This is a genomic window from Streptococcus oralis (assembly GCF_001579175.1).
Taxonomy (GTDB): domain Bacteria; phylum Bacillota; class Bacilli; order Lactobacillales; family Streptococcaceae; genus Streptococcus; species Streptococcus oralis_O.
The window spans coordinates 413,648-425,040 of sequence record NZ_KQ970759.1 but is presented as its reverse complement, the minus strand read 5'-3'; the positions used below and the strand labels follow the sequence as shown (position 1 = coordinate 425,040).

11 protein-coding genes are annotated in these 11,393 nt (G+C 43.1%); all 11 read right to left on the bottom strand.

Annotation, left to right across the window (positions count from 1 at the left end; translation table 11 throughout):
- Positions 1-267, bottom strand: a 267-nt coding sequence (locus tag SORDD24_RS02140; protein WP_231082656.1) for a YbaN family protein, incomplete at its 3' end; no start/stop codon positions are given.
- Positions 268-373: 106 nt separating this feature from the next.
- Positions 374-2,461, bottom strand: coding sequence for a type I DNA topoisomerase (gene topA, locus SORDD24_RS02135; RefSeq protein ID WP_061407036.1), 2,088 nt, complete (start codon positions 2,459-2,461; stop codon positions 374-376).
- Between the two features lie 116 nt (positions 2,462-2,577).
- On the bottom strand, positions 2,578-3,426 hold the full coding sequence (gene dprA, locus SORDD24_RS02130) for a DNA-processing protein DprA (RefSeq protein ID WP_061407029.1): 849 nt from the start codon (positions 3,424-3,426) through the stop codon (positions 2,578-2,580).
- Positions 3,427-3,588: 162 nt separating this feature from the next.
- Entirely contained in the window at positions 3,589-5,412 is a 1,824-nt protein-coding gene (lepA, locus tag SORDD24_RS02125; RefSeq protein WP_061407027.1) for a translation elongation factor 4, read from the bottom strand.
- Positions 5,413-5,490: 78 nt separating this feature from the next.
- On the bottom strand, positions 5,491-6,219 hold the full coding sequence (locus tag SORDD24_RS02120; RefSeq protein WP_061407025.1) for a metallophosphoesterase family protein: 729 nt from the start codon (positions 6,217-6,219) through the stop codon (positions 5,491-5,493).
- The gene (gene recN, locus SORDD24_RS02115) at positions 6,220-7,887 is read right to left on the bottom strand and encodes a DNA repair protein RecN (protein ID WP_061407023.1); all 1,668 of its coding nucleotides are present in this window, start codon (positions 7,885-7,887) and stop codon (positions 6,220-6,222) included.
- A gap of 6 nt (positions 7,888-7,893) precedes the next feature.
- Complete coding sequence (locus SORDD24_RS02110; RefSeq protein WP_061407021.1) at positions 7,894-8,325, bottom strand: arginine repressor; 432 nt, start codon at positions 8,323-8,325, stop codon at positions 7,894-7,896.
- Positions 8,318-9,133, bottom strand: a complete 816-nt coding sequence (locus SORDD24_RS02105) for a TlyA family RNA methyltransferase (RefSeq protein WP_061407019.1) — start codon at positions 9,131-9,133, stop codon at positions 8,318-8,320. Before SORDD24_RS02105 ends, SORDD24_RS02110 begins: the two co-directional genes overlap by 8 nt.
- Entirely contained in the window at positions 9,126-10,001 is an 876-nt protein-coding gene (locus SORDD24_RS02100) for a polyprenyl synthetase family protein (protein ID WP_061407017.1), read from the bottom strand. The genes SORDD24_RS02105 and SORDD24_RS02100 overlap by 8 nt, the downstream gene beginning before the upstream one ends.
- Positions 9,998-10,210, bottom strand: coding sequence for an exodeoxyribonuclease VII small subunit (locus SORDD24_RS02095; protein WP_000043226.1), 213 nt, complete (start codon positions 10,208-10,210; stop codon positions 9,998-10,000). Before SORDD24_RS02095 ends, SORDD24_RS02100 begins: the two co-directional genes overlap by 4 nt.
- Positions 10,188-11,393, bottom strand: a 1,206-nt coding sequence (gene xseA / locus SORDD24_RS02090) for an exodeoxyribonuclease VII large subunit (RefSeq protein WP_061407015.1), incomplete at its 5' end; no start/stop codon positions are given. The genes xseA and SORDD24_RS02095, both read right to left, overlap by 23 nt.

Genomic DNA, 11,393 nt, shown 5'->3' with positions numbered 1-11,393 from the left:
ATAAATAGAAATCCCCATCAAGATATAGATGGATACGATGATTTTTTTCTTGCGTTCTCGCGCAATAGACTTGGTCTCGCGAAAGTCAGCTACATAAGTCTGATAGAGCTTGGTGTGATAAAGCCAGTCTTCAAATCTCTTTGAAGACTTGGAAAAGCAAGCAATTGATAGCAAAAGGAAGGGCGTTGTTGGCAAGAGGGGCAAGACAACCCCAACAAGAGCCAAGGCTAAAGAAATAAAACCAATACTTAGGTAAATAATACACATGTCTTCTCCTAATTGAAATAATCTTCTACTAGTTTCCCACAAAGTGAGGAAATTTGTCAAGCTTCAAGTAAAAAGAGCCTGAAATTTATTTTCAGGACTCTTCGTGTTATTTAATTTTCTCTTCTTCGTAGTCGCCATTACTACACACAATCTGTTTACCACCACCACGGACTTTCTTCTCCACAAGGAAGTGTCCGCATTTTGGACAATCACGTCCAACTGGTTTATCCCAAGAGGTAAATTCACATTCTGGGTAGCGATTGCAACCATAGAAGATACGATTGCGCTTGGTTTTGCGTTCAATGATTTGTCCTTGATGACAGCTTGGACACTCGACTCCAATCTCTTTGACAATCGCTTGTGTGTGACGGCAGTCTGGGAAATTGCTACAAGCATAGAATTTACCAAAACGTCCTAGCTTAATCACCATTGGACTGCCACAAACCTCACAGTCAAATCCAGCTGGCTCATCCTTGATCTGAATTTTTTCCATTTCAGCTTCAGCCTTGGCTACATCTTTGGAGAATGGTTTGTAAAATTCGTCAATAACACGTTGCCACTGTTCTTTTCCAACTTCGACATCATCCAGTTTTCCTTCCATTTCAGCTGTAAAGGTCACATTTACGATGTCTGGGAAATATTCAACGATGAGCTTGTTAACAATTTCTCCTAATTCTGTTGGTTCAAAGCGTTTGGCTGCCAGACGAACATAATAGCGTTTCTGGATGGTTTCAATGGTCGGAGCATAAGTTGAAGGACGACCAACACCATTTTCTTCCAAGGTCTTGATAAGAGTCGCTTCCGAATAGCGAGCAGGCGGTTGGGTGAAATGTTGTTCTGGCTTGCTATTGACCTGCTTTACCGCATCTCCAACTGCCATATCTGGCAACATCTTATTTTTGTCAGAGTCATTGTAGATAGCAAGATACCCATCAAACTTAACTTGACTTCCATTTGCCGCAAACTGAACCCCATTTTGAGAAAGCTTAACAGCCATGGTATCAAAGATAGCAGCTGTCATCTGGCTTGCCACAAAACGATTCCAGATAAGGGTGTAAAGCTTAAGCTGGTCTTTGTCCAAGTACTTAGCGATGCTTTCTGGTGTATTAAAGACGCTAGATGGACGAATGGCTTCGTGGGCATCTTGAGCACCTGAGGCATTCTTGACCTTGCTACCATGCTTGGAATACTTGCTACCAAAACGATCGTTAATGTAGCTTGCAGCTTCGTTCTGAGCTACTGGACTAATACGAGTCGAATCTGTACGCATATAGGTAATCAAACCTTGCACGCCTGTACCGATATTAATCCCTTCATAAAGCTGTTGGGCCACCATCATAGTCTTTCGAGTACGGAAATTGATTTTGTTGGCAGCATCCATCTGCATGGTTGAGGTCGTATAAGGTAGGGGCGCATTGCGTTTGCGCTCCTTCTTATCTACCTGATCCACTGTAAAATCCTTGCTCGATAGATGGGACAAAACTTCTTTGACCTCTTCATTGGTGGTCAATTTCATTTTTTTGCCATTCATACCATAGAAAGAAGCCTGAAATTGTTTGGTTCCCTTCTTAAAGACACCATCAATTGTCCAGTATTCTTCCGGTTGGAAGGCATTGATTTCATTTTCACGGTCAATGATGAGCTTAAGGGCAACAGACTGCACGCGCCCTGCTGATAAGCCTTTCTTGACCTTTTTCCACAAAATAGGCGAAATTGAATAGCCTACCAAGCGGTCCAAGACACGACGAGCTTGTTGGGCATCGACCAAGTCCATATCAATCTTGCGAGGTTCTTTAAAAGCATTTTTCACTGCGTCCTTAGTGATTTCATTAAAGACCACACGATTGGCATCATTCTCATCCAAATCAAGGATATGAGCCAAATGCCAGGAAATCGCTTCTCCTTCACGGTCCGGGTCACTCGCAAGAAAGACTTTATTGGCCTTTTTAGCTTCTTTTTTCAAGTCATTAATGAGAGGACCTTTTCCACGGATATTGATATACTGCGGTTCATAGTTATTTTCAATGTCGACTGACATACTGGATTTCTTCAAATCACGGATATGCCCGACACTGGCTAAAACCTTGTAATTTCGTCCTAGATACTTCTCAATCGTTTTCGCCTTGGCAGGCGACTCCACAATGACTAGATTTTTTTTAACTGTTGATTTTTTCTTCTTTGTTGCCGTAGCCACACTATCACACCTTTTCAAAGTAATAAACTTTATAAAGTGTAAACCATTTTTCTATAGCTGTCAAGACTTAACTCCTATATATAGAAGAAAAGTTTATCTGAATGAACAATTTATCCTTAAAATTCAAACTCTGCCAACACATCTTGACCACTTGTGACCAGTTTTGCTCCTTCTTGGATCAAGTGGTGGCAACCATCTGAATGACCATCAAGAATGTTCCCTGGAATAGCAAAGACATCGCGTCCTTCCTCCATGGCGCGTTCACAGGTAATGAGACTCCCAGAGCGCATCCTTGCCTCTGCAACGATCACACCACGGCAAAGGCCAGCAATGATGCGATTACGAGCTGGAAAGTGAAATTTCAAGGGTTCTTCACCTGGACCGTACTCACTTAGCACTAGATGATGATTTCCAATGTAGTCCTGCAAGCGTTTATTAGCACGTGGATAAAAAACATCCAATCCAGTTCCGATGACAGCAATCGTTCTCCCTCCATTCTGGAGCGCAGCCATATGGGCAGCGGTATCGATTCCTTTGGCCAAGCCACTGACCACGATTAACTCGTTTTCCAAACCTTGGATAATTTTCTGGACCGACTTAGCACCTTGGCTGGAACAAGAACGACTCCCCACAAGAGCAACCTTTGGAAACTTCAGTAAATCCAGATTTCCTTTATAAAACAAAAGAGCTGGAGGGTCGTAAATCTCACTCAGATCCCAAGGATAACAGTCGTCTAGAATCGAGAAGGATGGAAATTTTTGAAACTCCTTCTCCAACTGCACATCATCAATCTGGAAATAGCGTTCCATAAAGACAGCAGGATTGCGGCAACCAGAGATTTCAGCAATATCTCCTAACAAAAGTTCCTGCTCCACAGTCTCGTCATATTCAAGGACAGTTAAAATCTGTTGATTGGTCAAGCCAGCTTTTCTCAATTTGTAAATCTCATAGTTTGTGATTTTCATATACAACTCCATTTCTTTTGCTACTCATCTGTCTATTCGTAAAAATCATAAAAAGAAGACATGATAATCTGATTTTTACATTTATTCAGCTTTCGCATTTGATAGCTTTCTTTTATCAAAAATAGAAAAAACCCTTGAGAAAAATTCAAGAGTTTTCTATTTCTATTCTTCGTCCATGCTCAAGACGCTTAGGAAAGCTTCTTGTGGAACTTCGACAGAACCAATGGCTTTCATACGCTTCTTACCAGCTTTTTGTTTTTCAAGGAGTTTACGTTTACGCGAAACGTCACCACCGTAACACTTGGCAAGTACGTTTTTACGAAGGGCCTTGATATCCGTACGAGCCACAATTTTGTGTCCAATAGCTGCCTGAATTGGCACCTCAAACTGTTGACGAGGGATGATTTTCTTAAGCTTATCAACGATGAGTTTTCCACGTTCGTAAGCAAAATCCTTGTGAACGATAAAGCTAAGGGCATCAACTTTGTCTCCATTGAGAAGAATGTCCATTTTGACCAGCTTAGATGGGCGATACTCTGACAATTCATAGTCAAAGCTTGCATAACCACGTGTCGAAGACTTTAGCTTATCAAAAAAGTCAAATACGATTTCAGCAAGTGGAATTTGATAGATGACATTGACACGATTGTCATCAATATAATCCATAGTCACAAAGTCCCCACGCTTGCGCTGAGCCAGTTCCATCACCGCTCCAACGAACTCCTGCGGCACCATAATCTGAGCCTTGACATACGGTTCTTCAATGGTCGCAATCTTGGTTGGATCTGGAAATTCTGATGGATTTGACACATCCATAGACTCACCGTCAGTTTGGTTAACCTTGTAGATAACAGAAGGAGCTGTCATAATGAGGTCAATGTTGAACTCGCGCTCTAAACGCTCTTGGATAACATCCATATGGAGGAGTCCAAGGAATCCACAACGGAAACCAAATCCAAGGGCCTGAGATGTTTCTGGTTCAAACTGCAAGCTAGCATCGTTGAGCTGCAGTTTCTCAAGGGCTTCACGAAGGTCATTGTACTTGTTTGACTCGATTGGATAAAGACCCGCAAAGACCATAGGGTTCATTTGCTTGTACCCATCTAGCGGTTCTACTGCAGGATTACTTGCCAGGGTCACTGTATCTCCGACACGAGTATCTTGAACCGTCTTGATAGAAGCCGCAATATAACCAACATCACCTGTGGCTAGGAAATCACGCCCTACTGCTTTCGGTGTGAAAATGCCGACCTCAGTCACATCAAAGGTCTTTCCATTGCTCATGAGCTGAATCTTATCGCCAGGTTTAACAACTCCGTCCATGACACGAACTTGGAGGATAACCCCACGATAAGCATCATAAACTGAGTCGAAAATCAAGGCTTTGAGTGGTGCCGTCACATCACCCGTTGGGGCTGGCACTTTCTCTACGATTTGCTCAAGAATCTCTTCGATACCAATACCAGCTTTGGCTGAAGCTAAGACAGCTTCACTGGCATCCAGTCCAATGACATCCTCAATCTCTGTACGAACGCGCTCAGGATCAGCTGCTGGTAGGTCAATCTTGTTAATAACAGGAAGAATTTCCAAATCATTGTCCAATGCTAGATAAACGTTGGCAAGAGTTTGCGCCTCAATCCCTTGGGCCGCATCAACCACCAAAATCGCTCCTTCACAGGCAGCTAGCGAACGTGAAACTTCGTAAGTAAAGTCTACGTGCCCTGGTGTGTCAATCAAGTGGAAAATGTAGGTCTCGCCATCTTTTGCAGTATAGTTAAGCTCAATTGCATTGAGCTTGATGGTAATCCCACGCTCCCGCTCCAAGTCCATACTGTCGAGCAGCTGAGCCTGCATTTCACGACTGGAGACGGTCTCAGTCTTCTCCAAGATACGGTCAGCCAAGGTTGACTTCCCATGGTCGATATGGGCAATAATGGAGAAATTCCGAATCTTCTCCTGTCGTTTTTTCAATTCTTCTAAATTCATATTCTCTTCCTTTCAGGGTACTTTATCTAGTATAAATTGTTTAAGAAAAATTCGCAAGACCATACCCTGCTAGGAGTACTAATCTTCAGCAACAAAGCCGTCATTTTCAATGAAATAGTGTTCGGTCATGCCTTGGTCAGTAAAGACGATACCATGGAGGACACCACCATAGACCGCTCCTCCATCCATTCCAATCTTGCCGTCTTCTGTCTTCCAAAGTTCAGCTGTCCCACGTTCTTGATGTAGTAAACTGTAGACTGGAGTGTGACCAAAAACAATGGTTTTTCCAGTATGATTTTCCGCTTCGTGGAATGGTTTTCTGAGCCAGACTTTCTTGTAATCTGTCGTTTCATGCCAGTCATCCAAGGTCAAATCAATACCTGCATGAACAAAGATATACTTATCTGTCTCTACTACAAAGGGCATTTGACGGATAAAAGCAACCAAGTCAGCAGCTTCTGTCTCAACCCGCTTAGCATCTTCAACTGCATTGACAGGAGCATCCAAAGGGCGACCTAAAATAGAGTTAATCGTCGTATCACCACCATTTCTGCGATAGTGGTCATAGCTTTCCTCAGGGTTATCTAGCCAAGTTAAAAACATATACTCATGATTTCCTGATAGGCAGATAGCTCCGTGGTTAGCAACTAAATCCTTGACCATTTCTAAAACGCGTCGACTATCCTCACCACGGTCGATCAAATCACCTAGAAAAAGTAACTGTGTCTGACCATCCCATGTTTTGAGAAGGTCTTCCAACATTCCTGCTTTTCCGTGGACATCTCCAATTACATAATAGTCTGTCATTTATTTCTCCCTCGTTTGCAATAGTTCTCTCGCTTGGGTAAGGGCAGCCTCGGTTACATTCTCCCCTGCCAACATCTTGGCAACTTCCTCTACCCGCTCTTCAACCGTTAAGAGACGAACGGTCGAAACGGTTGAATGCTCATCGCTAATCTTTTCGATAAAGAACTGATAGTCTGCGATAGCAATCACTTGCGGAAGGTGAGAAATAGCTAATACTTGCCCATGTTGACCAATCTTGTGAATCTTCTGAGCAATAGCTTGAGCAACACGACCTGAAACTCCCGTATCCACCTCATCAAAGACAATACTGGTCTTACCTTCCTTACGAGAAAAAGCAGACTTGATGGCTAGCATGAGACGAGACAATTCCCCACCTGATGCCACCTTGACCAAGGGTTTAAAGTCCTCACCTGGGTTAGTAGAAATGTAAAACTCAACTGCTTCATTTCCTTCACGGCTGAATTTGACCTTGCTAAAGCGAACTTGAAATTGAGCCTTCTCCATATAAAGATCTTGCAGTTCTTGTTTAATCTCTGCTTCTAGCTGCTGGGCCAAGTCATGGCGGGCTGAAGCTAACTGATTTGCCAACGCAACAAGATTGATTTCCAATTTCTTAAGCTCTACTTCCATGTCTTCGGAAGAAAGATTATTCCCTGTCAAGAGATTGTACTCATCTGTAATCTTAGCAAAGTAAAGCACGACTTCATCTACAGTCCCACCATACTTACGTGTGATCGTGTTGAGCAAATCTAAGCGATTTTCAACCTGCATCAAGCGATTGCCATCAAAATCCAAGTCTTCGATGATATCTTCCAAACGCTTGGTAATATCTTCTAGAACATAGTAGGTCTCTGATAGAGAACTTGAAATTTCACGGTATTCAGGATCGTATTCTTCGACACTTTCCATGTCATTCATAGCGGAACGGACATTTGCTAGGCTGGAGAATTCCTCATTGTCCAACATACTGTAGGCATTGGTTAGCGTATCCGCAATATTTTTATGATTGAGGAGTTTATCTCGTTCTTGGTTGAGAGCCAAGTCTTCACCAGCCTGCAAGTTTGCAGCCTCAATCTCTGCCATTTGAAATTCCAACATCTCAATACGAGCCTTGTGTTCCTGTTGGTTTTTCTTGACTTCAAGAACTTGTTTACGCATTTTGCGATAGGCGTCAAAGCTTGTCTGATAGGCTTGTTTCAACTCAAAAAATGCTGCATCACCAAATTCATCCAACATTTGGATATGAAGTTGTGGACGCATTAACTCTTCTTGGTCGTGTTGACCATGAATATCGACAAGATGCTGGCCGATTGCACGCAAGACAGAAAGATTGACCATCTGTCCATTGACGCGACTTACACTTCGCCCATTTTGAAGAATTTCACGACGGATAATAATCTCATCCCCCGATTCCAAGCCTTGCTCCTCAAAGAGTTCTTGTAAAGAACGACTATTCTCAACAGAGAAAAGCCCTTCAATCTCAGCCTTAGGAGCACCATGACGAATGACATCAGTAGCAGCTCTAGCTCCTAGCATCATGTTCATGGCATCGATGATGATTGATTTACCAGCACCTGTCTCACCAGTTAAGACTGTCATGCCTTTTTCAAAATTGAGCGAAATCGCCTCTATAATGGCAAAATTTTTAATCGAAATTTCAAGTAACATATCGACCTACCATTTTTTAACTTGTTCAGATATTTCCTTAGCTGCTTCCTCTGTTTTTGCCACAATCAAGATTGAATTATCATCCGCGACACAGCTAAAAATCTTATCAGAAAATGCTGCAACCAACTGACCTTTCACAAATACTGTGTTTCCAGGAATAACATTGAGGTTAAGCATGTTACCCATTACTTGAGAACCTTCGATGTTATTCTCAGCCAACTGCAAACTCTTCACAATTGATTTTGGCAATTCATAGATATAAGTGTTGTTTTTCAAAGGAATTTTAACAATACCAAGCTCTTTGATGTCTCTTGACACAGTAGCTTGAGTGGCAGAGATACCTGCTTCCTTTAAGTGCACAACGATTTCTTCCTGTGTTCCGATTTGGTAATCTGTTACAAATCTTCTAATTTTTTCAAGTCTTTCTTTTTTATTCATCTTTAAATTCTCTATGTGCTCTCTCTACAACTTTTTCTATTTCAGGGGCAACTTGGTTACTTGCTCCATCTTCCTTTTTCAAATATGCCAGAAATTCGATGTTTCCATGTCCTCCTTGGATTGGTGAATAGTCTAATCCAAGTACAGAAAAGCCTTGCTCAACCGCCATAGCAGTGACTGATTCAAGGACATGTTGGTGAACCTTGGCATCACGAATAATTCCATTTTTCCCGATTTGCTCCCGGCCTGCCTCAAACTGAGGTTTGACAAGTGCTACCACCTGCCCTTGATCTGCCAAAACTCGATGTAGAGCTGGTAAGATGAGACTAAGGGAAATGAAACTCACATCAATACTGGCAAAACTTGGTTCCTGCTCAAAGTCAGTCTTTTCTGCATAGCGGAAATTAAATTGCTCCATGCTGACAACCCGAGAATCTTGGCGCAATTTCCAGGCTAACTGATTGGTCCCAACATCCACCGCATAGACAAGTACGGCTCCATTCTGTAGCATAACATCGGTAAATCCTCCAGTAGAAGCTCCAATATCAATCGTGGTCGCCCCATCCACTGACAAATCAAAGACCTGCAAGGCCTTTTCCAGTTTCAAGCCACCACGGCTGACATACTTGAGTTTTTCACCTTTGAGTTTTAGCTCAGTATCATCTGGGATTTTCTCTCCTGGCTTGTCAAAACGCTCTCCATTAAGAACAGCCACAACAAGCCCTGCCATAACCCCCCGCTTGGCTTGTTCTCGTGTCTCAAACAAACCCTGTTTATAAGCTAGTACATCCACTCTTTCCTTAGCCATTGATTCTCAAACTTTCTACTACTTTCACAATCGGCTCTGTTTCAAAGCTGACTTGCTGGGAAATTTCTTCTAATTTAGCCGTGGCTTGATCCAGGGTTTGGTTACAAAAGGCAACGGCCTCCTCCAAGCCCAACAAGGATGGATAGGTTGACTTTTCTGCCTGCAAATCCTTTTGTGGTGTTTTGCCGATTTCCTCAAAACTAGCGGTCACATCTAACACATCATCCCTGACTTGAAAGGCAAGGCCAATCAATTCACCCACAGTTTTCAGTTTTGCTTGTAACTCTGGTGCTAATTCTGCTATGATAGCTGCTGCTTGGAAAGGATAGGCTAGTAATTTACCTGTTTTATTAGCATGAATGGTCTGGAGTTCTTCCAAAGACAAGTGCTGGTGTTCACCCTCCATGTCCAGAACCTGCCCAGCCACCATGCCCAGACTACCTGACGCAAGGGATAAGTTGGCTATCAAGTCCACCTTGATCTGACTTGGCAAATCTGCCTGCGCTATCAAGGCATAGGGATCTAGGAACAAAGCATCTCCAGCCAAAATGGCCATCGCTTCGCCAAATTTTTTATGATTGGTCAAGCGCCCCCGACGGTAATCGTCGTCATCCATAGCTGGAAGGTCATCGTGAATCAAGCTTCCTGTGTGAATCATTTCCAAGGCCGCTGCCACTTGAGCATGTGCAGGTTGGATAACTACTTGCAGGGATTCCAGAACTTCTAACAAGAGAAAAGGACGAATACGCTTGCCACCAGCATGAATGGAGTAGAGAACAGACTCTCGTAAACTAGAAGCAAACTGCTGGTCTCCATAAAAGTCTTCCAAAGCCGACTCCACAAGAGCTAATTTTTCTTGCTTCTTCATTCAAAATCACTTTCTGTTCCGTCTTCTTGCATGACCTTGACCAAGGTCTTTTCAGCCTTGTCCAAGGTTGCTTGGAGTTCTTTTGACAAGACCATACCCTTTTGAAAGGCCGCAATCGCATCTTCTAGAGCAATTTCACCATTTTCTAAACTTTGGACAATGGTCTCCAATTCTGCCAGATTTTCCTCAAATTTCTTTTGTTTTGACATCTTTAACCTCTAATTCTACCTGACCGTCTCGCATCAAAAGCGTCACTTGGTCTTTCTTCTTTAAACTCTCAACCGAATCCACAACGGACTCTTCTTTTTTGACAATTGCATAACCACGCGCCACGATTCGACTGGTATCCAACATCAACAAGGCTTCCGAAAGTCGCTTCACTTCAGCAACCTTGGCATCATAAACCAGCGCCATTTGGCTACGGAGGAGCTTGTCCAACTGACCTAGACGGTCTTGATAACGCTGGATTTTGGTAACAGGTGATAATTGGACTAGTTGATGCGTCCTTGCTTGGACTAGCTGTTTATTGTCAGAAATCCGTGTTCGCAAACTTTGTTTTAAGCGCAGTTGCAGTTGGTCCAAGCGTTGCAAATAACCATCATACAAGCGCTCTGGCTGTCTAAAGATGACTGACTGACTGCATTTTTTCAGAGCTTCTTTTTTCCTTGACAGGACATTCTGAACCGCTGTTGCCAATCGTTTTTCTTGATTCTGCAAATGAGTCAAGAGATCCAACTTAGTGACAGGTGTTGCCAGTTCAGCTGCAGCCGTTGGTGTCGCCGCCCGACGATCCGCTACAAAGTCTGCCAAGGTCACATCCGTCTCATGTCCAACACTGGAAATGATTGGCAAACGGGATTCAAAAATAGCCCGTACCACAATCTCTTCGTTAAAGGCCCAGAGATCCTCGATAGAACCCCCACCACGACCAATGATAAGCAAATCCAAATCCTCACGTTGATTGGCACGCGCAATATTTCGAGCAATTTCCTCCGCAGCTCCATCACCTTGCACCTTAGTTGGATAGAGAAGGATATCAACACCTGGAAAGCGCCTGCTGACAGTCGTGATGATATCTCGAATAACAGCTCCACTGCGACTGGTTACCACACTGATTCTCTTAGCAAACTGGGGCAGAGGTTGCTTGAACCGTTCTTGAAAGAGACCTTCTTCCGTTAGTTTTTTCTTGAGTTGTTCAAACTGAATCGCAAGCGCACCAACTCCATCAGGTTCAGCCTTCTCAATGATGATAGAGTAGCTCCCGCTCGGTTCATAAACCTGAACTCGCCCAATTACATTGATCTTCATTCCTTCTTCCAGGTCGAAACCTAATTTCTGATAGATTCCTGACCAGATGGTCGCTTGAATAACCGCATGGTCATCTTTTAGAGA

Bases quoted from the DNA above. Each gene is read 5' to 3' on its own strand.
- lepA (WP_061407027.1), bottom strand. From the start codon at position 5,412: ATGAATTTAGAAGAATTGAAAAAACGACAGGAGAAGATTCGGAATTTC.
- SORDD24_RS02120 (WP_061407025.1), bottom strand. From the start codon at position 6,219: ATGACAGACTATTATGTAATTGGAGATGTCCACGGAAAAGCAGGAATG.
- recN (WP_061407023.1), bottom strand. From the start codon at position 7,887: ATGTTACTTGAAATTTCGATTAAAAATTTTGCCATTATAGAGGCGATT.
- SORDD24_RS02110 (WP_061407021.1), bottom strand. From the start codon at position 8,325: ATGAATAAAAAAGAAAGACTTGAAAAAATTAGAAGATTTGTAACAGAT.
- SORDD24_RS02100 (WP_061407017.1), bottom strand. From the start codon at position 10,001: ATGAAGAAGCAAGAAAAATTAGCTCTTGTGGAGTCGGCTTTGGAAGAC.
- SORDD24_RS02105 (WP_061407019.1), bottom strand. From the start codon at position 9,133: ATGGCTAAGGAAAGAGTGGATGTACTAGCTTATAAACAGGGTTTGTTT.
- dprA (WP_061407029.1), bottom strand. From the start codon at position 3,426: ATGAAAATCACAAACTATGAGATTTACAAATTGAGAAAAGCTGGCTTG.
- SORDD24_RS02095 (WP_000043226.1), bottom strand. From the start codon at position 10,210: ATGTCAAAACAAAAGAAATTTGAGGAAAATCTGGCAGAATTGGAGACC.